The organism is Antarcticimicrobium sediminis (assembly GCF_004348975.1).
GTDB classification, from domain to species: Bacteria; Pseudomonadota; Alphaproteobacteria; order Rhodobacterales; family Rhodobacteraceae; genus Antarcticimicrobium; species Antarcticimicrobium sediminis.
The window spans coordinates 142,657-163,134 of the sequence record NZ_SMFP01000009.1 but is presented as its reverse complement, the minus strand read 5'-3'; the positions used below and the strand labels follow the sequence as shown (position 1 = coordinate 163,134).

19 protein-coding genes are annotated in these 20,478 nt (G+C 63.8%); 8 read left to right on the top strand and 11 right to left on the bottom strand.

Translation table 11 applies throughout. The annotated features are described in order from the left end of the window. Window positions 1–10: 10 nt before the first annotated feature. Window positions 11–1,294, bottom strand: a complete 1,284-nt coding sequence (locus E1B25_RS14530; protein ID WP_132830241.1) for a TRAP transporter large permease — start codon at window positions 1,292–1,294, stop codon at window positions 11–13. Beyond that, the gene (locus E1B25_RS14525) at window positions 1,294–1,827 is read right to left on the bottom strand and encodes a TRAP transporter small permease (protein ID WP_132830240.1); all 534 of its coding nucleotides are present in this window, start codon (window positions 1,825–1,827) and stop codon (window positions 1,294–1,296) included. Before E1B25_RS14525 ends, E1B25_RS14530 begins: the two co-directional genes overlap by 1 nt. A 120-nt stretch (window positions 1,828–1,947) precedes the next feature. On the opposite strand from E1B25_RS14525, the gene E1B25_RS14520 reads away from it, so the two are divergent. Next, window positions 1,948–2,832, top strand: coding sequence for a MurR/RpiR family transcriptional regulator (locus E1B25_RS14520; RefSeq protein WP_132830239.1), 885 nt, complete (start codon window positions 1,948–1,950; stop codon window positions 2,830–2,832). A gap of 155 nt (window positions 2,833–2,987) precedes the next feature. On the opposite strand, the gene E1B25_RS14515 is transcribed toward E1B25_RS14520, so the two are convergent. Further along, the gene (locus tag E1B25_RS14515; RefSeq protein ID WP_132830238.1) at window positions 2,988–4,100 is read right to left on the bottom strand and encodes an LLM class flavin-dependent oxidoreductase; all 1,113 of its coding nucleotides are present in this window, start codon (window positions 4,098–4,100) and stop codon (window positions 2,988–2,990) included. A gap of 113 nt (window positions 4,101–4,213) precedes the next feature. On the opposite strand from E1B25_RS14515, the gene E1B25_RS22165 reads away from it, so the two are divergent. Next, window positions 4,214–4,351 (top strand): hypothetical protein, encoded by a 138-nt coding sequence (locus tag E1B25_RS22165; RefSeq protein WP_165937625.1) that lies wholly within the window; start codon window positions 4,214–4,216, stop codon window positions 4,349–4,351. A gap of 19 nt (window positions 4,352–4,370) precedes the next feature. Further along, complete coding sequence (locus tag E1B25_RS14510; protein WP_132830237.1) at window positions 4,371–5,567, top strand: alpha-hydroxy acid oxidase; 1,197 nt, start codon at window positions 4,371–4,373, stop codon at window positions 5,565–5,567. A gap of 7 nt (window positions 5,568–5,574) precedes the next feature. Here the strand turns inward: E1B25_RS14510 and E1B25_RS14505 are convergent, their stop codons facing one another. Next, a complete protein-coding gene (locus E1B25_RS14505) occupies window positions 5,575–6,342 on the bottom strand; it encodes a GntR family transcriptional regulator (protein ID WP_132830236.1) in 768 nt (255 codons plus the stop codon). 93 nt (window positions 6,343–6,435) lie between these two features. Between E1B25_RS14505 and E1B25_RS14500 the strand changes: the two genes are divergently transcribed. Together E1B25_RS14500 and E1B25_RS14495 are read left to right on the top strand one after the other, a co-directional pair. Next, window positions 6,436–7,020, top strand: a complete 585-nt coding sequence (locus E1B25_RS14500; RefSeq protein WP_132830235.1) for an NAD(P)H-dependent oxidoreductase — start codon at window positions 6,436–6,438, stop codon at window positions 7,018–7,020. Between the two features lie 29 nt (window positions 7,021–7,049). Continuing rightward, complete coding sequence (locus tag E1B25_RS14495; protein WP_132830234.1) at window positions 7,050–8,360, top strand: LLM class flavin-dependent oxidoreductase; 1,311 nt, start codon at window positions 7,050–7,052, stop codon at window positions 8,358–8,360. A gap of 30 nt (window positions 8,361–8,390) precedes the next feature. Here the strand turns inward: E1B25_RS14495 and E1B25_RS14490 are convergent, their stop codons facing one another. From E1B25_RS14490 to E1B25_RS14460, 7 genes are all read right to left on the bottom strand, one after another. Continuing rightward, window positions 8,391–9,779 (bottom strand): FAD-binding oxidoreductase, encoded by a 1,389-nt coding sequence (locus tag E1B25_RS14490; RefSeq protein ID WP_132830233.1) that lies wholly within the window; start codon window positions 9,777–9,779, stop codon window positions 8,391–8,393. Then, window positions 9,776–10,720 carry an NADP-dependent oxidoreductase gene (locus tag E1B25_RS14485; RefSeq protein WP_132830232.1) on the bottom strand — a complete coding sequence of 315 codons (945 nt, stop codon included), beginning with the start codon at window positions 10,718–10,720 and terminating at the stop codon, window positions 9,776–9,778. Before E1B25_RS14485 ends, E1B25_RS14490 begins: the two co-directional genes overlap by 4 nt. Next, window positions 10,717–12,546: a dipeptide ABC transporter ATP-binding protein gene (locus E1B25_RS14480; RefSeq protein ID WP_132830231.1), complete on the bottom strand. Its 1,830-nt coding sequence runs from the start codon at window positions 12,544–12,546 to the stop codon at window positions 10,717–10,719. The genes E1B25_RS14485 and E1B25_RS14480 overlap by 4 nt, the downstream gene beginning before the upstream one ends. A gap of 1 nt (window position 12,547) precedes the next feature. Beyond that, window positions 12,548–13,405: an ABC transporter permease gene (locus tag E1B25_RS14475; RefSeq protein WP_132830230.1), complete on the bottom strand. Its 858-nt coding sequence runs from the start codon at window positions 13,403–13,405 to the stop codon at window positions 12,548–12,550. A 2-nt stretch (window positions 13,406–13,407) separates the two neighbouring features. Next, window positions 13,408–14,427 (bottom strand): ABC transporter permease, encoded by a 1,020-nt coding sequence (locus E1B25_RS14470; RefSeq protein ID WP_132830229.1) that lies wholly within the window; start codon window positions 14,425–14,427, stop codon window positions 13,408–13,410. A 76-nt stretch (window positions 14,428–14,503) separates the two neighbouring features. Further along, on the bottom strand, window positions 14,504–16,033 hold the full coding sequence (locus E1B25_RS14465; protein ID WP_132830228.1) for an ABC transporter substrate-binding protein: 1,530 nt from the start codon (window positions 16,031–16,033) through the stop codon (window positions 14,504–14,506). 66 nt (window positions 16,034–16,099) lie between these two features. After that, window positions 16,100–16,777 carry an EthD domain-containing protein gene (locus E1B25_RS14460; RefSeq protein ID WP_165937624.1) on the bottom strand — a complete coding sequence of 226 codons (678 nt, stop codon included), beginning with the start codon at window positions 16,775–16,777 and terminating at the stop codon, window positions 16,100–16,102. 211 nt (window positions 16,778–16,988) lie between these two features. Here E1B25_RS14460 and E1B25_RS14455 point away from each other — a divergent pair, with 211 nt between their 5' ends. The 3 genes from E1B25_RS14455 (at window position 16,989) to scpC (ending at window position 20,363) form a co-directional block, all read left to right on the top strand. Next, on the top strand, window positions 16,989–17,711 hold the full coding sequence (locus E1B25_RS14455; protein ID WP_132830226.1) for a GntR family transcriptional regulator: 723 nt from the start codon (window positions 16,989–16,991) through the stop codon (window positions 17,709–17,711). Beyond that, a complete protein-coding gene (locus E1B25_RS14450; protein ID WP_165937623.1) occupies window positions 17,704–18,480 on the top strand; it encodes an HpcH/HpaI aldolase family protein in 777 nt (258 codons plus the stop codon). Before E1B25_RS14455 ends, E1B25_RS14450 begins: the two co-directional genes overlap by 8 nt. A gap of 362 nt (window positions 18,481–18,842) precedes the next feature. After that, entirely contained in the window at window positions 18,843–20,363 is a 1,521-nt protein-coding gene (scpC, locus tag E1B25_RS14445) for a succinyl-CoA:acetate CoA-transferase ScpC (RefSeq protein ID WP_132830224.1), read from the top strand. The last annotated feature ends 115 nt before the right edge of the window (window positions 20,364–20,478 follow it).

Here is a 20,478-nt window from a genome sequence, read left to right as displayed (position 1 = left end):
TGGTGTTGCTTCAGAACCCGAGCAACCTCGGGACGAAGAGGGTAAGATCCGACCAGAAGGCGACGACAAGCAGCACGCCGACCTCGGCCAGGATAAAGGGCCAGAGTTCACGGGTGATCGCCTCGATCTTTTCGCGTGTCACCGAGGACAGCACGAAAAGACAGGCGCCCACGGGTGGGGTCATCAAAGAGATGTTGAGCGCGAGGATGATCATGATCCCGGCATGCACCGGGTCCATGCCGATCTGCACCGTCAGCGGCCCCAGCACCGGGGCAAGAATGATCAGCGTCGCGTTGATGTCCATCACCAGACCGATCAACAGCAGCAGCAGCAGGATCAGCCCGATGATCACGTTGGGATTGTCCGAGATCGACAACAGCCCCTTGGCCACCATCTGCGGGATCTGGTTGAAGGTCATCCACCAGCCAAGGATGGTGGCCGCAGCGATGATCAGAAAGATCACCCCGGTGATGCGGGTCGTGCGCACCGCGATGTCATACAGATCGCGCCAGCTCAGCGCGCGATAGATCACGCCACCGACGAACAGCGCATAGGCGACGGCGATGGCGGCGGCCTCGGTCGGGGTGGCGAAACCGCCAAGGATCGAGCCAAGGATGAACACCGGCAGGATGGCGGCAAAGATGCCTTCGCGCAGCGCCTGAGCGATTCGTTTCAGGCTCGGGCGGGAGGCGCTTTTGGGCAGGTTCTTTCTGCGCGCGGTAAAGGCGATCACCGCCATGCAGATCACGCAGATCAACAACCCCGGCAGGATGCCCGCCGCGAACAGCCCAGAGATCGAAACCCCCATGATCGAGCCGTAGATGATCGCCAGCGTCGAGGGCGGGATGGTCGGCCCGATGATCGACCCGGCGGCAGTGACGGCGCAGGCATAGGCGCGGGTATAGCCGGCCTTTTCCATCGCCGGCACCAGCGTGTTGCCGAACGCCGCCGCATCCGCCGTGGCCGATCCGGTGATCCCCGCGAACATCACCGAGGCCACCATGTTGGAATGCGCCATGCCGCCGCGCAGCCAGCCGACCAACGCATCGGCCAGCTTCACCAGCCCCTGCGTGATGCCAGAGCGGTTCATGATCTCGCCGGCGAGAATGAAGAAGGGCATGGCGAGAAAGGGAAACAGGTCAAGCCCGGCAAACAGCCGGTCCGGCGCCATCGCCAGAAACCGCGTCCCCATCTCGGCAATGCCGATCAGACCGGCGATACCGATGGCAAAGCCCACCGGCATCCCGAAGGCGAGCAGACCGAAAAAGGCGAGAGCGACAAAAAGCGGGCCCATTATTCTTCTCCTACCGGAACGATGCTGGCGCCGGTGGTTTCGGGCGGCTCCGGGTTGAAAAAGTCGCGTATCCCGACAAGGACGATCTGAATGCAGGCGAGCGCCGCCGCCAGCGGCACACCGGCAAAGGGCACGCCCTTGGGCATGCCGTAGATCATCGTCACCCGGGCAAAGCCGCGGATCGTGAAGCCGATGCCATAGAGGAACAGCACCAGAAAGAACCCAAGCGCGAGCAGATCGAACGCCAGCGCCAGCCCGCGCCGCATCTGGGCCGGCAGACGTGAGAACAGGAATTCGACCCCGATATGTTCGCGATGCGCGATACCGCTTGAGACCGCCAGCAATGCCGTCCAGATCATCAGATAGCGCGCAAGTTCTTCCGTGAAGCTCAGCGGGAAGGGCAACAGCCGCCGCGCCAGAATGCCCAGCCAGACATCAAGCACCAGCAAAACCAGCAGCAGAACGCAAAACCGTTCGACAAACCAATTGACTTGGCGGCTCCACTGTCCTGTTTTTTCGGCTATGTCTGTCATGTGCTTGCGCGATCCTGCCGCTGGTGACGCTTGGGGGGCGATATTGCTTGACGTAAGTGAAAACTTATTTTCTTGTGTTATCAAAGTAAGAAAATACGTTTTCTTTGACGAGGATTGCAAATGCCCACTAATGAGGCAGAAATTCGCCCGGAATCGCTCCTGAAGCGTATTCATGAGGCATATTCCGCGCTTCCCGGAGGGGAACGGAAGGTTGCGGATGCGATTCTCAACGCGCCCTCTGAAATGGCGGTCTGGACCGCCTCCGAACTCGCCGGGCATGCCGGGGTGTCCAACGCGACGGTCAGCCGGATCATCCAGCGTCTGGGATATCGCAATTTCGAGGCCGCCCGACAGGATGCGCGCAAACTGCGCGAGATCGGATCACCGCTGTTCATGAACGAAAAGGCGGATCTGGCGCAGGACGACGGCCCCTATGGCGGGTTGGTGCGCGCCGAGACCGAGATCATCGAAGCCACCCTGTCACGGCTTGACATGGCCATGTTGCACGAGGTGGCCGAGGCCATCGCCGGGGCGCGCCAGATCCGCACGCTGGGGTTTCGCAACAGCCGCTTTCTGGCCGACTACTTCACCGCCCAGATCGTACAGATGCGCCCGAACGTGGCGCCCTTGGTGCTGGACGGGCAAACCGTGGCCGAGGGCATCGCGGGCCTTGGCGAGGGTGATGTCGTCATTGTCATTGGCCTGCGACGGCGTCCGGCGCGGTTTTCGCGACTGGTGCAAGCGATCGCAGCGCGCAAGGCGCGGCTTGTGCTTTTGGCTGACAGCAGCCTTCGCGAGGCACCGGCCTATGCCACATGGGTGTTCGATTGCGTGGTCGACACCTCGTGGTCACGCGATTCCTATGTCGGGGCTCTGGCGCTGTTGCGGCTGCTTGCGATCGAATGCGGCACCGCGCTTGGTGAGGCTGGACGCCAGCATCTCAACACGGTCGAAACCCTGCGCGAGGACCTTGACGAACTTGAAATCCTGCCCGGCGCGCTTTGAGCGCCCCACCGGGAAAGCCCTGAAGGCTGGGCAAGGACTGGGCAAAGACTGGCCCGATATACCGCCTACAAAAGACATGCGCCCGCCGACAAGCGACGGGCGCAGACCAGCGCAGCGGGGAAAACCGCACTGGCAACAATTACGCTGGCAACGTATCAGCTTTCGCGCAGCCCCGCCTCGCGCAGCAGCGGCATCACCTTGTCGATGAAGTAGGGCAGTTCATCGCGGAAATTCACGAAGGAAACCGTGGTTCCGGCAAAGCCCACCTCGGCCATGCGCCCCATCTCTTCGGCGATATGTTCGGGTGTCCCAACCAGCGGATAGGTGCCCGCACCGGCCGCAAAGCGCTGACGATAAAGCTGATAGGCCTCCGGGTCGTGCGAACTGGAATTTTTCTGCTTGCCGGCGGTATAGATGTCGAGGCTCTCCTCGTCCGCCATCTGGCGCGAATAATAGTCGTAATAATCCTCGGCCTCGGCCTGGGTCGGGCGGCAGACCACATGGCAGGTGGTGAAGACCCCGACGTCGCGCCCCTGCTCGGCCGAGCGCTTTTTCATGTCTTCCAGCGGCTCGCGCCCCTTCTCGATCTCGGTGAAGGTGGTGAAAAGGTAATCCACCGCCTTCGCCGCGAAGTCCCGCCCCGGCGGCGAAAAGGCGGCGTTCAGCGTCACCGGGCGCGGTTGCTGCACCGGGCGCGGTTTACCCGACACCTTGCTCAACTGGTAATATTCGCCGTCATAGTCGAACGGCGCATCCTCGGTATAGATCCGGTTGATGATATCGAACCACTCCATCCCCTGATCATAGCGGTTCTCGATCATCTTCAGACCGAACAGGTCGAACTCTTCGGGATTCCAGCCGCAGACAATGTTCAGCCCCGCCCGCCCGTTCGAGGCGTGATCCAGCGTTGCCAGCGCCTTGGCCGCGAAGACAGGATGCACCATCGGCACATGCACCGTGGAGAACAGCGCAATCTGCTTGGTGATCCCGGCCAGGGCCGCGGCAAAGGTAAAGGTCTCGTATGACAATTCACGGCTGTTCATCTCACCGCCAAAGCCCTTCCAGCGGGCAATGGGCAGTAGAAAATCCAGCCCGCCCTCGTCGGCCATGCGGGCGACGGCGGCGATATCGTCCCAGGTGGCCGGCCAACGTTCCGGCACCTTGGTCAGTGCCAGCCCGCCATCGGCGTTGAACGAGAAGACGCCGATCTTGAATTTATGGGGGCCCTGCATGGGGTGAACGGCGCGCGCCGGGGTTTCGCTGGACATAGGCTTTCCTTTCCTGTCGCGGACGCTGCAGCCATTGACCCGCACAGGCCCTCCCCGCCGATGTCGACGCGGGAACCATGTAGAGCGTCCTATTTTCTGTATACTTTAAAGAAATGTTTGAACCGCAAGTCAATCATGATATTTCATCCATTCAAGACGAAACCCCACTATTTGGCCAGCTTTTTAACCACGCAGCAACAGGCGGCAGGCTGAATCCGAAGAAATGGGCGAAAAACAGTATCCTGTTTTGACCCAAACGAGAGGATAGACATGGAAACCTTTGGCCAAGACCTGCGCCGGAGCCTCTATCGCGGGCGTGATCCGGCCCGTGCGGTCGACATCCGAGATCTGCGCGCCATGGCGCGGCGGCGGCTGCCGGCTTTGGTCTTTGAATATCTCGAAGGCGGCGCCGAGGAGGAGTTGACGCTCAGACGCAACCGCGCCGCCTATGACGACATCGCCCTGATGCCCCGCATATTGCGCAGGGTGGGGGGCGCCACGCTGGCGGGCGATCTTCTGGGCCGCCCGGCACCGCTGCCGGTGGCCGTGGCCCCCACGGGGTTTAACGGGCTGCTCTGGCCGCAAGGGGATATCGCGCTGGCCCGGGCCGCCGCGGCCGCTGGCCTTCCCTTCACCCAAAGCACGGTATCGAACGACCCGCTGGAGGCGGTCGCGGCGCTGCCCGGCCTGCGGCACTGGATGCAGCTTTATGTCTTCCAAAGTCAGGCTGCCGTAGAGATGTTGCTGCGCCGTGCCGAGGCAGCCGGGTCAGAGGCGCTGGTGCTGACAGTCGACGGCAGCGTGTTCGGCAATCGCGGCTGGGACAAGCGCAGCTATCGTGCGGGCACCGATCCGACACTGGCCCGCAAGCTGGAGATGCTGCGGCACCCACGCTGGATGCTGGACCTGATGCGCCACGGCACGCCAAGGTTCGCAACGCTGGCCGAGGCACTGCCGGACGGGAAATCCGACATGGTCAGCGCCGCAACATGGCTGCGCGAACAGACCGACCCCGATCTCGACTGGGACCGGGTGGACTGGCTGCGCCGGCACTGGCCGCGCCGGTTGATCCTCAAGGGCCTGCTTGCGCCGCAGGATGTCGAAATGGCGATCCGCCACGGCGCCGATGCCGTGGTGCTCAGCAATCACGGCGGCCGCCAACTCGACGGCGCCCCCTCTCCCATCGAGGTTCTGGCGCAAGCCGTCCCGATCGCCAAAGGGCGGCTCAAGCTTTTCGTCGACAGCGGCATCCGGCGCGGCAGTGACATCGTCAAGGCGCTGGCGCTGGGGGCCGACGGGGTTCTGGTGGGGCGCGCCGCGCTTTATGGCTTGGGGGCTGCCGGCACCCCGGGCGCAGGGCGCGCGCTCCACCTCCTGCAGGAAGAGGCAGAACGCTGCGCCGCGCTTTTGGGCTGCCCCAGTCGCGCGGAGTTGGACGATAGCTGCCTGTTTCGGCAGCCGGAATGATCCACCCTCATTGCAACTCGTTTACATAGCGATGCCGCGCGGTACTGGCCTCATGCAGGGCAAGGATCACCGGCGCATTGAGCTGATCATAGACCGTCTCTTCGATCACCAGTATCGGCGCGCCGGGCTCCAATCCCAGCTCGGCGGCCACCTCGGGCGTCGCCGCCTCTGCCGCCAGTTTCTCACGCACGGCCGAAATGCGCAGGCCGCCCGCCTCGATCAAATGGGTGTAGATCAGCGTCGGCATCTCCGCGACCTCACGCGGCACCACCGGGAACCGGGTGGGCGACAGCGTATAGTGATCCAGCATCGCTGGCAGCCCCTCGACCATGCGCAGGCGGTCGATCCTCAGTACCTCCTCGCCCGGCGCGATCCTCAGCCCCGCCGCCTCTTCGCCCGTGGCCGGGCCCGCTGTCACCTTCAGCGTACGTGCCACCGCCCGTTGCAGCCCGCCGTCCAACCCATGCAACCGGAAATACTGCAGCAGAAAGCGCAGACTGATCTGCGGCGTGCGGTCGGTCACCACGGTGCCGGTCTTGCGTCGGCGCGCCAGCAGCCCCTCCTTGGTCAGGTCATTGAGCGCGCGGCGCAGCGTCCCCACCGCCACACCGAATCGCTCGGCCAATTCGATCTCGTTTGGCAGCACCGTGCCCGGCGGCCAGCGCCCCTCGAAAATCGCCTCGGTGATCTGGCGTTTGACCACCTCGTACAGCGGCACGGCCTTGGGCGCAGCGTGCGTCGGCCAGAGGCTGGCGTCAGAAGAGTCATCTGTCATACACGTTCTTGCCTTTCGCTTTTATATATCTTATATAGTAATAAGAAAATCTCTTCAACCAAACCCCAGTCAGCAGCGGGATGAAATCGCATCATGACAGATAATCAAAGCCTGTTCACGTTCTGCGGCAGCGATAGCGCCGGCTCGAAAACCTCGGTCCTGATCGACCATACAGCGCGTGAGCTGGGGCGATTGACGCCGGTGACGATTCAGGCCGCCAATATTGCCCCCTTCATGCAGGTGCGTCTGGGCCAGACCCGCAATGACCTGCCGCCAGAGGCCAGCGCGATCCTTGATGGCATTGAGCAGGCCGATCTTCTGGTGGTGGGCTCCCCGGTCTACAAGGGGTCTTACTCCGGGGCGTTCAAACATGTCTTTGATCTGGTCGATCCGGACCTGCTTCTGAACAAGCCGGTACTGATCTGCGCCGCCGGTGGCGGCCAGAAACATGCGCTGATGGTCGAGCATCAACTGCGCCCGCTGTTCGGCTTTTTTGGCGCCGCCACCGCGCCCATCGCCATCTATGCCGGTGCTGCTGATTTCGCCGAGGGCAAGGTCTGCGACCCCGCGCTGGTCGACCGCATCACCCTCGCGGCCAAGGGATTCGCCCGCATGGCCGGACACCGGGCCGCCGCGCCCGCCACCGGTGCCCCCAGCGCCATGGCGTGCGCAGGCTAACCCCTCCCCCTCGCCACAGGATCTCCAAGATGAAACAGCTCAGACTCGGCCTGTCCATGTTCCGCATGGGTTATCATGTCGCCGCATGGCGCCACCCCGGAAACCAACCCGACGGGTCAATGGATCTGGCCTATTTCCGGGGCATCACCCAAGCCGCCGAAGCGGCCAAATTCGATCTGGTCTTCATGGCCGACGAGCTGGCGATCCGGGGCGCGGACAATCCCGCAGGGTCGCGCTGCCGCTCCAGCCATGTGGCCGAGCTGGAACCGATCACGCTGCTGTCGGCGCTGGCGCCGCTGACCGAGCGGATCGGCCTCGTGTCCACCGGGTCCACCACCTATAGCGAACCCTTCAACCTGGCGCGTCAGGTCCTGTCGCTGGATCACATGAGCGGCGGGCGCGCCGGCTGGAACGTGGTGACCTCCTGGGGCAAGGAAGATGCCCTGAACTTCGGCCATATGGACACGCCAGACTATGACACCCGCTATGACCGGGCGTCCGAATTCGTCGATGTGGTACGGGGGCTGTGGAACAGCTTTGACGCCGATGCCTTTATCCGCGACCAGAAATCGGGGATCTTCTATGACCCCGACAAGATGCATGAGCTGAACCATCAAGGACAATTCTTCAGCGTACGCGGCCCGCTACATATGGCGCGCAGTCCGCAGGGCGAGCCGGTGATCTTCTTTGCCGGCGATTCCGAGGCCGGGCGCGCGGTGGCGGCACGGGCGGCGGATGTGGTCTTTACCGCCAAGCAAGACCTTGCGGATGCGCAGGCCTTTTATGCCTCGATCAAGGACCGGCTGCCCGGGCTGGGCCGCGACGACGAGGATCTGCTGATCATGCCGGGGCTGATGCCCATTGTCGGGCGCACCAAGGCCGAGGCACAGGCCAAGTACGACGCCTTGCAGGCGCTGATCGACCCGCGCGTCGGGCTTGCCTCGCTTTACGACCGGCTGGGGGATCTGTCCGACTATGATCTTGACGGGCCGGTACCAGAGCCAAAAGACCCCGCGTTCCGCAGTCGGGCCGAGGGGATGTACAAGCTGGCCCAGCGCGAAGGCTATACCATCCGCCAACTTTACACGACCTTGGCCGCCGGGCGCGGGCACCGGATGGTGATCGGCACCGGCGAAGAGATCGCCGACGAGATGCAGCTCTGGCTGGAGACGCGGGCGGCGGACGGGTTCAACATCATCCCCACCCATCTGCCCGATGCGCTGAATGATTTCACCGAGCTGGTGCTGCCGGACCTGCAAAATCGCGGGCTGTTCCGTACAGAATACGAGGGCGCCACCCTGCGCGAAAACCTTGGCCTACCGGTGAAATCCCTACGCTGAGGGTTTCGGAGGTCAGCGAAAGCTTCGGGGTCAGCCCGCGAAGCTTTTCCCCGGATTCAGGATGGCCTTGGGGTCAAGCGTTGCCTTCACCGCGCGCATCAAGGCGATCTCGGCCTCGGAGCGGGTGTGACTTAGATACGCGCGTTTGATGGCGCCGATCCCATGCTCTGCCGAAACGGAGCCGCCGCAATCGCGGATGGCGTCATAGACAAAGGTTTTCAGCGCCGTCTCGGCCAATGTATCCGAGGACTCTGGCAGGGCGACCACCAGATGCAGGTTGTTGTCGCCGATGTGACCATAGGTCAGCGCCCGCGCCCCGGGCCAGCGCGCGGCGATCCCCGCCTCAAGCGCCGCAACGGTTTGCGACATCTGGTGCAGCGGGATTGACACGTCAAACGGCACAATGGGGCCAAGGACGGTCGAAAACTCGGCCACGCTTTCCCGAATCGCCCAAAGCCTGCGCCCCTCCTGCACCGATTTCGCCAGCACGGCATCGGTAAGGATCCCCTGTTCCAACGCCTCGCCCAGCGCCTGTTCCACCGTCTCGCGCAGGGCGGTGGCGGCGAACCCCGTGGCCTCGATCAGCACATGCGGACCGCCAGCGGGCAGCGCCAGCGCAACGCCCGCGCCCTCGGACATGCAGGTGTAAAAGCTGGGCCACATCACCTCGAACCCGGAAAGCTGCGGCCCAAGCGCGGCGCGGACATGCACCAACAAGGCGATCACCGCATCGGTATCGGCTGCGGCGCAGAGCGCCGTTTCAGAGGCCACCGGCGCCGGCTGCAGCCGCAGCACACAGCGGGTGATCACCCCCAGCAGCCCCTCGGACCCGATGAAAAGCTGTTTCACGTCAAGACCCGCGTTGTTCTTGATCAACCCCAGCATGTCGCGGATCACCGTGCCGTCGGCCAGAACGACCTCAAGCCCCAGCACGTGGTCGCGGGCCATGCCATAGCGGATCACCGTATTGCCGCCAGCATTGGTGGCAATCACGCCGCCCAATTGGCAACTGCCGCGCGACCCGATGTCGATGCCCAGCATCATCCCGGCGTCCCGCGCGGCGGATTGCGCCGCCTCCAGCACCACGCCGGCCTCTGCCACGATCTGCGCGGCCTCGCCATCCACCGCCTCGATCCGTGTCATCCGTTCCAGCGACAGCGCCACCGCGTCAGCGCGCGGATGGGCGGCGCCGGAAATGCCGGTGCGTCCGCCCTGCGGCACAACCGGGACGCCTTCGGCATGGCAAAGCGCCATCAACGCTGACACCTGTTCGGTGTTGCGCGGCCGCACCAACGCCAGTGGGCGGGTCCGCGGCAACCCGGCCCAGTCACTTTGGTAGCGTTCGGCGATATCATCGCCCAGCGCCACCAGATCGGGGCCAAGAGTGTCGAGGAGCCGTTGCGTGAAGCTTTCGGTCATTGCGTCACCTCCGCTGGGGGCAGCTCCAGCACGATCTTGCCGCGTGCGTGGCCGGAATCGCTAAGCGCCTGCGCGCGGGCGAAATCGGCGAACGGCAAGAGGGTAAGCGCCGGGGTGATCTTTTGCGCCGCGACCAGTTCAAGCATGGCGGACATCGCGACAGGATCGGGAGCGATCTGCACCAACGCGTGCCGGATGTCGCTGCGCAGGGCGGAGGCATCGAACGGCATGGCGTTGAGATAGACCAGCATCCCGTCCGGGCGCAGCACATTTGCGCTGGCCAGATGCACCGCGCCACCCACCAGATCATAGACCACATCGAGATCCGAGAACTCGGCGGAAAAATCGGCCTCGTCATAGGCCACGACATGATGCGCCCCAAGACCAAGCACAAAATCACGGTTGGCCGCCGAACAGGTGGCGAAAACCTCGGCCCCGCGCGCGCGGGCAAGCTGCACCGCCAGATGCCCCACGCCCCCGGCCCCGGCGTGGATCAACACGCGCTGCCCGGGTCGAACATCCGCCACCTCGACCAGCGCGCGCCACGCGCAGATCCCCGCCAGCGGCAGCGCGGCGGCGGCACTTGGATCAACGCGGTCCGGCACCAAAGCAGCACAGGAGACAGGCACCACCACCTCCTCCGCCCAAGCCGCCTGCCCGCGCGCGCTCAGCAGGCAGACGAGACGGCCCAGCCATGCCGGATCGACCCCGGCGCCGACCTCTTGCACGCAACCGGCCCCGTCGCGCCCGGTGCCAGCGGGCAGATCGCCACCCCCAGCCACCGCGCCCAAGGCCCCGGCGCGCAGCTTGCCATCCACCGGGTTTGCACTGACCGCGCGCATCGCGACGCGGATCTCTCCCGGCCCACAGGTGGGGCGCGGCAGATCCACCAGCTCCAACACCTCTGGCCCACCGTGGCGGGCATATTGCACCGCCTTCATGCGCTCAGCTCCTCAACCTGCGGCGCGCGAACGCCTTTCGGCACGGCGGCCAGCAGGCTGCGGGTATAGGGATGCTGCGGATCGGAGAACACCACCTCGGTCTCGCCATGCTCGACGATTTCGCCCTTCGACATCACCAGCACCCGGTCGCAAAGATACCGCACCACCGCGAGATCATGCGAGATGAACAGCATGGAGAACCCCAGTTCTTCGCGCAGACGCAGCAACAGGTTCAGAAGCTGCGCCTGCACCGAGACATCAAGCCCCGATGCGATTTCGTCCGCGATCAGCAGGCGCGGCAGACGACACAGCGCGCGGGCGATGTTGACCCGTTGTTTCTGACCGCCCGACAACTGCGAGGGGTAGCGCGCCGCCATTTCCTGCGACAATCCGGTGTCAGACAGCAAATCGCGGATCCGCACCTCCAACGCCTCCGCCGTCAGGCGCGGCCCGCCGACCTCCAGCGCCTGCGCGACGATGCTGCCCACCTTGCGGCGCGGGTTCAGCGCCGATTGCGGGTCCTGAAACACGATCTGCATCTGTTTCTGCCGCCAGTCCCGAGTGCCGCCATCGGTTCCGATGATGTCGCGCCCCAACAGTTGCAGCGTGCCGGAGGTCGGGGTTTCCAGTCCGATCAAGGTCCGGGCCAAGGTGCTTTTGCCGCTGCCGCTTTCGCCAACGACGCCGACAAATTCCGCATCCCGCACGATGAAATCGGCGGCCTTCAGCGCGTGAAAATGCGACGCCCCGCCAAACAGCCGCCAATTGGTGACAAAGCTTTTGCTCAGCCCGCGCGCCTCAAGGATCTTTTCGCTGCCCCGGGCCGCAACGGCGGGCGCGGGTGGTGGCGTGATCCCCTCGGTGGCGAAGCTTTTCCAGCAGGCCGAAACATGGCCCGGCGCGACCTCTGCCAGACCCGGTTCCTGCGTATGGCAGGTGTCGTCTGCCAACGGGCAGCGGGTGGCGAACCGACAGCCCTTCAGATCGGCGATCGCCTTCAGCCCTGGCATCCGTTCGGGCAGCAGATACAGCCCGCGCGGATCTCCCGTCACATCCGGCACCGCCAATTCCAGACAGCGGGTATAGGGGTGGGCGGGGTCGCGAAACAGCACCTCTGCCGGACCATATTCCGCCTGCCGCCCGGCATAGAGCACGATCACATCGTCGCAAATCTCGGCCGCCAGCCGCAGGTCGTGGGTGATGAAGATCACCGCCGTGCCGTCGCGCTTTTGCATCTCGCCGATCAGGCGCACGATGCGCGCCTGCACCGAGACGTCAAGCGCGGTGGTCGGCTCGTCCGCGATCAACAGGCGCGGACGGCTGGCAAAGGCCATGGCGATCAGCACCCGCTGACACATGCCCCCCGACAACTGATGCGGATAGCGGTTGAGCAACGCGCGCGGCTCATGCAGATGCACCGCCTCCAACTCTGCCGCCGCGCGGTCCTTCCAGCCAGCGCCGCCCTTGCCGATATGCTCCAGATGTTCGCGGAACTGCTGGCCGATGGTCAGCACCGGGTTCAGCGCCGACAGTGGCTCTTGCGGAATAAAGGCGATGTCACGCCCCAACAGGGAGCGGCGCCGTTCGGGCGCCATGCCCACCAGGTCCTCGCCATCAAACAGCAATTCGCCGCCGGTCACGGCAAAGCCGGGCGGCAACAGCTGGGCAATGGTGCGCCCGATCATCGACTTTCCGGCGCCGGATTCACCCACCAACCCCACCGTCTTGCCCGGCTGCAGCTGAAAGGTAAGCTCGCTCACCGCATCAAGCGTCGAAGTCTTTGAGGTCAAGCTGACGGTCAGCTGTTTTACATCAAGAAGGGCCATCTTACGCGCGCTCCGTCTGGGTCAGTCTGGTGTCGAGCGTCCGGCGTAGCCCGTCGCCCAGAATGTTGAAGCCGAACACCGTCACGAAGATCGCGAGGATCGGCAGGACCAGCACCCAGGGCGCCGAATAGATGTCGGCCCGCGCATCCGCGATCATCTGGCCCCAGGCCGGAATCTCGGCGCCCACGCTCATCCCGACGAAGGAAAGGATCGCCTCGACCACCACGGCGACGCCCATTTCAAGGCTCATCAGAGTGATCAACAGCGGCAGGGTGGCGGGCAGGATTTCCCGCGTGATGGTGCGCCAGTGGGAAAAGCCCAACAGCCGCGCCGCCGCCACATAGTCGCGTTGCGCCACCACCATCACATCGCTGCGCAGCACCCGGCAGAACCGGGTCCAGTCAACCAGAATGATGGCAAGGATGACATTCTGCAGCCCGGCGCCCAGCCCCACCATCAGGATCAGCGACAAGATCACCGGCGGGAAGGACAACCAGATCTCGACCACGCGACCGATCACCCAATCGACCCAACCGCCGAAATAGCCAGCAATATGCGCCAGGATCGACCCCAGAACCATCGCCCCAAGCGCCCCGCAGACCGCAACCGTCAGCGCGATACGCGAGCCAAAGATCAGCCGCGACAGCACACAGCGACCCAAGCTGTCGGTGCCAAAGGGAAAGGCCCAGTCGCCGCCCGGCAACCAGACCGGCGGCACCAGAATTGCCAGAATGTCTTGCTCGGTCGGATCGTTGGGCGCCAATAGCGGCGCGAAGACCGCACACAGGACCAACCCGGTGACGATCACCAACCCGGTGATGACGCGGCCTGAGCGGAGCCAGTTGAAACGTTGCGCCATGCTCACGCCTCCCTCAGTTTCGGGTTCAGCACAAGGTAAAGCACATCCACCACGATGCTGATCAGCAGCACCATCACGCAATAGGTCAACCCGACGGTCTGGATGATGGGCAGATCGGCGTTGCGGATCGCATCCACCATCAGATTGCCCATGCCGGGATAGGAAAAGATGATCTCGACCAGCAAGGTGCCGCCGAACAGGAACCCGAACTGCACCCCCATCAGGCTGAGCGTGGGCAGAAAGGCGTTTTTCAACGCGTGACGGATCAGGATGCGGCCCTCGGAGATCCCGCGCTGGCGGGCCTGATGAATGTAATCCTCCTGATAGACGTCCATCAGGCTGGAGCGCAGGATGCGCATGATCGGGGGCGCGGCGGAAAGGCCAAGCGCCACCGAAGGCAGGATCATGTGCCGCAGCGCATCCATGAAGGTCGCCATGTTGCCTGACAGCAGGCTGTCGATCAGCAGGAACCCGGTGATCGTCTCGGGCCGCGCGACCCCCGACCCCAACCGCCCGATAAAGGGTAACAGGTCCAGTGAAACGCCGAACAGCAGCATGAAGAACAGGGCCCAGAGAAATTCCGGGATCGACAGCAGCGCCACCGAGCCCAGATCCAGCCCCACCTCGACCGCGCCGCCACGAGCATAGAACAACCAGAGCCCGCCGAGCACGCCAAAGACGGTGGCGAACCCCATCGCCATCACCGCCAGTTCGATCGTCGCCGGCAGCGTGTCCAGCACCAGTGTGGACACCGCGGTGCGGAAATGGATCGAGGTGCCGAAATCGCCCTGGATCATATCGCCGAACCAGATGCCATATTGCTGGATCAGTGGCAGATCCAACCCCATCTCGATCCGCATGGCGGCAATCTCGTCATTGGTGGCATTGGGTGGCAGCGACATCGCCGCCGCATCCACCGGCAGCAGCCGCAGCACGCAGAACAGCAGCAACGACACCATGATCAGCGTGGGAATGACGGTGAGAAGCCGCCGCATCAGCAGCTTCACGACAGGTCCGGACATAAGGGGTCTCCGGTGAGAGAAAGGGAAAAAGGTCCGACCCCGGCAAGGATCGGACCCGCGTTTCAGGGCTGAGTGATCAGCCCCATTTCATCGAATTGCCCAGCACCCAGCCATTGCGATAGATGCGATAGTCCAGATCGGATTTGCGCACCAAGGTCTGCACGCTTTGCAGCAGCGGGATGGCCGCGCCCATCTCGGTCGCCTCGCGGTTCAGCGCCTGATAGCCAGCGATGCGTTTGGCGTAATCCGGTTCCCCGAACAGGCGCAGCACCTCGTCGCCCGGCTTCTCTGCCTTCCAGGACGAAAACGGCATCTTGGGGTTCAGCAGATAGCCGGTAAAGATCTCGGGATCGCCGGTCGCATTGTCCCAGGAATACAGCGTGGCAGGGGGCAGCTTGTGGCCGCGGTTCAGCTCGAAATACTTGGCGTATTCGATCACCTCCAGTTCGACCTCGATCCCGACCTTTTTCCACATTTGCAAAAGCGCGCGGGCGATGTCGTAGTCCGAGGGGAAATGGCCATTGGTCGTGGCCATCGTGAACTTTGCCGGATTGTCGGCCGAGAAGCCGGCCGCCGCCAGCAGTTCCTTGGATTTCTCGGGATCATAGGCGAATTCATAGCCCTCGACATAGCCCGGCGTGCCCGGAGGCGAGACCACCGACAACGGCACCGCCGCGCCACCGTAGAAAGCCTTGGAAATCGCCGCCTTGTCGATGGCGTGATGCGCGGCCAACCGCAGGTTCTGTTCGGCAAACTCGCCGTCATGGCGCATCTGCAACAGGATCACCCGGGTGATCGCGTTGATTTCGCCGGTCAGCCCTTCGGTCTTGTCCAGACGCAGGGTCTCGCGGACGGGAATGTTGATGGTCAGGTCGGCCTGCCCGGACTGCACCGCCGCGACGCGGGCCGAGGTGTCCTTGATCACATCGACGGTGATCGTCTTGATCTCGGGCACGCCGCCCCAGTAATTTTCGTTCCGCTCGAACACAAGACGGGAGTTCATCTGGTAATCGACCAGCTTGTAGGGGCCGGTGCCGATGGGGGCGTCACGGAACCCGTCCACGCCAACCTCTTCCATATAGGCCTTAGGCACCACATAGCTGCCCATGAAGGCCAGCCATTGCGGCGCGGTCGGTGCCGGGCTGCCAAAGCGGAATACGCCCGAGGTCGGTGAGATCACCTCGATATCGGTAACATGGCGCCAGCTGTTGGCGATATCCAGTTTGTGGCCGGCCTTGATGCGCTCATAGAACGTATAGCGCACATCCTCGGCGGTCATCGGCGCGCCATTGTGGAAGGTCACATCGTCGCGCAGCGTGAAGCTGAGTGACAAGCCATCCTCGGCCAAAGACCATTCGGTCATCAGGCTCGGGATCAGCGTCAGATCCGGATCCTGTCCGACCGGCTGGTCAAACACCAGTTTGAACAGCGGCTGCGCGTCGGGCGAGAACCGCTGGTTCGGATCCCAGGACGGCACGTCCGAGGGCCAGGCGATGGTCACCATATCCCGCCCGGCTTGGGCCAGAACGGCAGAGCCGGGCAAAGCCGCCCCTGCCACCCCGATACCGAGGAGTTGCAGGATATTGCGTCTGTCGAATGTTGTCATTTTTCTTGTCTCCCTGTCAGATTGATCACCGGCAATGCGTTGGCCAGCGTCACGGAATAGCCCGAATTATTTGAGCAGTCGTCTCTTCATCAGATGATGTGTGCAGAGCCCATCTCGCGGCGGCAGCACCCCGGAATGCGCCCGCAGCCGATCAAGCACCGGGCTTTCCATCGCGGCGCAGAACGCGGCGACATCATCGAAACTCACTTCGTTGCCCACCAAGTAGCCAGCGGGCGTTGCACCCTGCGGGCCCCCCTCGATCGGCTCGAAGCCCAGAACGCGGCGAATGCCGGGGAAATCCGCCTGAATCGGCAGATGGCCCGCCAGATATTCGGCAACAAATCCCGGGGCGTCGTCACAGGGCAACCGGTAGCGCACCACATAGCTGACCGCGCTGTCCCGGCTCATATTGTCGCCGGGCAGCGGGGTGCGGTGGCGGCGAAAACAAGCCGCCGAGGCCTGAACACCACCGGGGCGCGCGGCCAGCGCCGCCATCAGGACCGGGGAACCGAGCGCCGCCAACAGATCGGCCCGCTCGGCAAAGCCCAGAACAATCATCGCGGCGGGCACATCGGCATCATGGAACCGTACCGCTGCACCAAGATCCTCGATCGGCGCGAAAGACTCGCACAGAATAACTGCGGGCAGCGCGGCCAGCGCGGCCCCGTGCCGGGCAAGCCATCCGGGCAGCTCAGCCGATTGATCGGAGACACTAAGCTCAAGACCCCACATGACAGATTCCACGCTCCAAACAGTATCCAGTTAAGGCAAGGCTATCTGGGTTTCCCATTGTGTCAAGTTTAAATATGCGCCCCGAATCCACCTTTCCCAACGGGGATTTTGCTGTATTCTCCTGTAAATTCGCCATATTAATCGACTAGACGGGTCGACATCATTCCAGCCGGAGGAAACACGTGACACATAATAGTATACTGTTTTCGAGGAAAAATACGGCATGACAGCGCCCGACTTTGAAAGGATCCGCCCGATCGAAACCGCCAACCGCGGCCAAAGCCTGCGGCGGCAGATCTATCAGGACCTGCGCGAAAAACTTCGGCACGGCGAAATCGGGGTCGATGAAAAACTGGTCGATGTCGACATCGCCAAGGCGGCGGGCGTCTCTCGCATGCCGGTCCGCGAGGCGCTGCTACAACTGACCATCGAGGGCCATCTCGTCGGCACCACCCGTGGATTCGCCCTGCCCAATCTGACGGACGAGGATGTCGCCAACATCTTCGAGGTGCGCAAATTGCTGGAACCGCGCGCGGTGGCGAATGCCACTTACGATCTGGACGATGCCGGGCTGCAACGCCTGCGCGCCGCCGTTGAGCTTACCCGCGAGGCGGTCGCCAAGGGCGACTCCGAGGCGCTGAGCGAGGCAAATATTATGTTCCGCGAAACCTGGATCGCCGCCCTGCGCAACCGGCGCCTTGCCGCGACGATCCTGCGTTTCGCCGATCAGGCCCATGTGGTGCGCCGCGACACGCTGGGCAAACCCGACACCCAACAGGTGGTGCTTGACGGGATGACCTCCCTGCTTGACGCCTTCGAACGGCGCGACGCAATGGCGGCGCATGATCGCATGGTCGCCTTCGTGCACGAGGCCGAGACAAGCTATTTCGGCGGGCATTACGCCGCCAAACAAGACAAACAACCGGGAGACCCCAGTGATGAGTGACATTGCCGCCGACCAATTGCGGTCGCATCTAAAGGCCGGTGAGCCGGTCGAATTGTTCTGGTTCTCCACCGGCTCCCCCGCCTTGGTGGAAATCGCGGCAGCGGCAAAGCCGCAAGCCATCATGCTGGACGCGCAGCACGGGCTGTGGACCCGCGAGGGGCTGGAATGGACCGCCGGCCAGCTGGAAGGGCGGGTTCCGCTTCTGATCCGCACCACCGATCTGGGTGCGCCCGCGGTCACCTCGGCCCTGGATGCCGGCGCCATCGGCGTTCTGGCCCCAATGGTCGAGACCGCGGATCAAGCGCTTGCCTTTGTCGCGGCCGCCCGCTTTGCCCCCGAAGGGCGCCGCTCCGGCGGCGGCATCCGGCCGTTGAAGTCCGATTTTGCCCGTTACTATATGGAATCGCGGGCCCAGACCGTGGTCGGCGTGATGATCGAAACCCGCGCAGCGCTCGAGAATGTCGAACAGATCGCGGCGGTTCCCGGATTGGATTTCCTTTTCATCGGCACCGGTGATCTGGCGCTGTCGATGGGCGAATTCCCCGTCCCCAGCCCCGCCTATGAAGCCGCGCTGACCCATGTGCGCGAGGTTGCCGCCGCCGCCGGGCTCCCCTGCGGGATCTTTACCGGCGATGAGGTCGATGCCCGCCGACGGATCAAGGAAGGCTTCTCCATTGCCGTGAGCGCGAATGATATCAGCGTTGTCGCAAAGGGCTTCGCAACCGCAGCCCCACTGCGCGACACCGGACCCGACCGACCAGCCGCCTGAGCCGACCGGCACATCCCGCCCCCTGACGCAAATCGGCGTTTCGCACCGTTCAGCCCTGTCTTGGACCTCGGGCTTGCGGCGCGACGTCCGCGCTCCCGAGGAACGGCGCGCGGGCGCCGCGGCATCGCGGGCACGTCCAGACCGGCGGCGCGGAAGGGCCCGTCCCCCGGTCATTTCAGGCCAAGCGAACGATCTTGACGCTGCCGGGGCGTCCAGTCGGCCCAGCCCTGCGACCCTATATCCCCCAACGGCACGCCCCTCCGCGCCTTGTCTTTCATGTGGGAAAGCGCGAAAGACAGGGCGCGGAAAGAAGCAGCCGGTCCAAGCTGGGTTGGCTTCGCCCTTACGAACGAGGAATTCAGATGTCGAGTAGCGACCGGATAGCCAGCGACGCCCTGCGCGCCAAGATCACCACCGGCGAAGAGGCGGCAGCCCTTATCCCTTCAGGTGCCACGATCGGGATGAGCGGGTTCACCGGCTCCGGGTATCCCAAGGTCGTGCCCCGGGCGCTGGCCCACCGCATCGAAGCCGAACATGCCGCCGGCAATCCTTTCAAGGTCAAGGTCTGGACCGGCGCGTCAACCGGGCCAGAGCTCGACGGTGCGCTGGCCAAGGCGGACGGGATCGAATTCCGGTTTCCCTACAACTCGGATCCGATCGTGCGCGAAAAGGTCAATCGCGGCGAGATGGATTACTTCGACATGCACCTCAGCCAGGTTGCCCCGATGGTTTGGGAGGGCTTTCTCGGTCCGCTCGACACCGCCGTGATCGAGGTCGCAGGCATCCGCGAGGATGGTTCCCTGATCCCGTCGTCCTCGGTTGGCAACAACAAGACCTGGATCGACTGCGCCCGCCAGATCATCCTTGAGGTCAACAGCTGGCAAAGCCCCCATCTGGAAGGCATGCACGACATCTATTACGGTACGGCCCTGCCGCCCAACCGCGTCCCGATCCCCCTGATCCGGGCCGACGACCGGATCGGCGAGCCCTATCTTCGGTGCGATCCCGACAAGGTGGTCGCCGTCGTCAAGACCGAAGCCCCAGACCGGAACGCCCCCTTTGCGCCGCCCGACCAGACCGCGCGCGCAATCGCCGGGCACCTGATGGAGTTCTTCCGCCACGAGGTCGCCCGCGGACGGCTGCCGCAATCGCTTCTGCCCTTGCAATCAGGCGTCGGCAATATTGCCAATGCCGTTCTTGCCGGCCTGGTCGATGGTCCGTTCGAAAACCTCTCGGCCTTTACCGAGGTTCTTCAGGACGGCATGTTGGATCTGATTTCCTCCGGTCGCCTGCGGGTCGCTTCGGCGACGGCCTTTTCGCTCAGCCCGGACGCGGCGGCGCAGCTCAACGCCGATATGGCGCGCTATCGCGACAAGATCATTCTGCGCCCGCAAGAGATGTCCAATCACCCCGAGCTGATCCGCCGCCTCGGCTGCCTTGCCATGAACGGCATGATCGAGGCCGACATCTTCGGGAACGTCAACTCGACCCACATCATGGGCTCGCGCATCCAGAACGGCATCGGCGGCTCGGGCGACTTTGCCCGCAATGCCTATGTGTCGATTTTCCTGACCCCGTCGATTGCCAAGAATGGCGCGATCTCGGCCATCGTGCCGCAGGCCAGCCACGTCGACCACATCAGCCAGGACGTGCAGGTCATCGTGACCGAGCAAGGGCTGGCCGACCTGCGCGGTCTGTCGCCCAAGCAGCGCGCCAAGGTCATCATCGAAAACTGCGCCCACCCCGAATACCGTCCGATGCTGCAGGACTATTTCGAACGCGCAAAGAAAGGCGCCTATGGCCTGCAATCGCCCTCGCTGCCGGGCGAAGCGTTGAGCTGGCATCAAAGGTTCATGGACACCGGAACGATGCATCTGGGGTGAACATCTGAGCGTCCTGTTCCCTCTCGCGTATCAATCCGGCGGGAGCAGGTCGCGGGAAAACGGGGCCGTTCAAGACGCGGGTTCAAACCTCTGTTGGGAGGCCCCCGACCTTCCG

Excerpts from the sequence above, each read along its gene's own strand:
- E1B25_RS14530 (WP_132830241.1), bottom strand. The coding sequence starts at position 1,294 with ATGGGCCCGCTTTTTGTCGCTCTCGCCTTTTTCGGTCTGCTCGCCTTC.
- E1B25_RS14525 (WP_132830240.1), bottom strand. The coding sequence starts at position 1,827 with ATGACAGACATAGCCGAAAAAACAGGACAGTGGAGCCGCCAAGTCAAT.
- E1B25_RS14520 (WP_132830239.1), top strand. The coding sequence starts at position 1,948 with ATGCCCACTAATGAGGCAGAAATTCGCCCGGAATCGCTCCTGAAGCGT.
- E1B25_RS14515 (WP_132830238.1), bottom strand. The coding sequence starts at position 4,100 with ATGTCCAGCGAAACCCCGGCGCGCGCCGTTCACCCCATGCAGGGCCCC.
- E1B25_RS22165 (WP_165937625.1), top strand. The coding sequence starts at position 4,214 with ATGTTTGAACCGCAAGTCAATCATGATATTTCATCCATTCAAGACGAA.
- E1B25_RS14510 (WP_132830237.1), top strand. The coding sequence starts at position 4,371 with ATGGAAACCTTTGGCCAAGACCTGCGCCGGAGCCTCTATCGCGGGCGT.
- E1B25_RS14505 (WP_132830236.1), bottom strand. The coding sequence starts at position 6,342 with ATGACAGATGACTCTTCTGACGCCAGCCTCTGGCCGACGCACGCTGCG.
- E1B25_RS14500 (WP_132830235.1), top strand. The coding sequence starts at position 6,436 with ATGACAGATAATCAAAGCCTGTTCACGTTCTGCGGCAGCGATAGCGCC.
- E1B25_RS14495 (WP_132830234.1), top strand. The coding sequence starts at position 7,050 with ATGAAACAGCTCAGACTCGGCCTGTCCATGTTCCGCATGGGTTATCAT.
- E1B25_RS14490 (WP_132830233.1), bottom strand. The coding sequence starts at position 9,779 with ATGACCGAAAGCTTCACGCAACGGCTCCTCGACACTCTTGGCCCCGAT.
- E1B25_RS14485 (WP_132830232.1), bottom strand. The coding sequence starts at position 10,720 with ATGAAGGCGGTGCAATATGCCCGCCACGGTGGGCCAGAGGTGTTGGAG.
- E1B25_RS14480 (WP_132830231.1), bottom strand. The coding sequence starts at position 12,546 with ATGGCCCTTCTTGATGTAAAACAGCTGACCGTCAGCTTGACCTCAAAG.
- E1B25_RS14475 (WP_132830230.1), bottom strand. The coding sequence starts at position 13,405 with ATGGCGCAACGTTTCAACTGGCTCCGCTCAGGCCGCGTCATCACCGGG.
- E1B25_RS14470 (WP_132830229.1), bottom strand. The coding sequence starts at position 14,427 with ATGTCCGGACCTGTCGTGAAGCTGCTGATGCGGCGGCTTCTCACCGTC.
- E1B25_RS14465 (WP_132830228.1), bottom strand. The coding sequence starts at position 16,033 with ATGACAACATTCGACAGACGCAATATCCTGCAACTCCTCGGTATCGGG.
- E1B25_RS14455 (WP_132830226.1), top strand. The coding sequence starts at position 16,989 with ATGACAGCGCCCGACTTTGAAAGGATCCGCCCGATCGAAACCGCCAAC.
- E1B25_RS14450 (WP_165937623.1), top strand. The coding sequence starts at position 17,704 with ATGAGTGACATTGCCGCCGACCAATTGCGGTCGCATCTAAAGGCCGGT.
- scpC (WP_132830224.1), top strand. The coding sequence starts at position 18,843 with ATGTCGAGTAGCGACCGGATAGCCAGCGACGCCCTGCGCGCCAAGATC.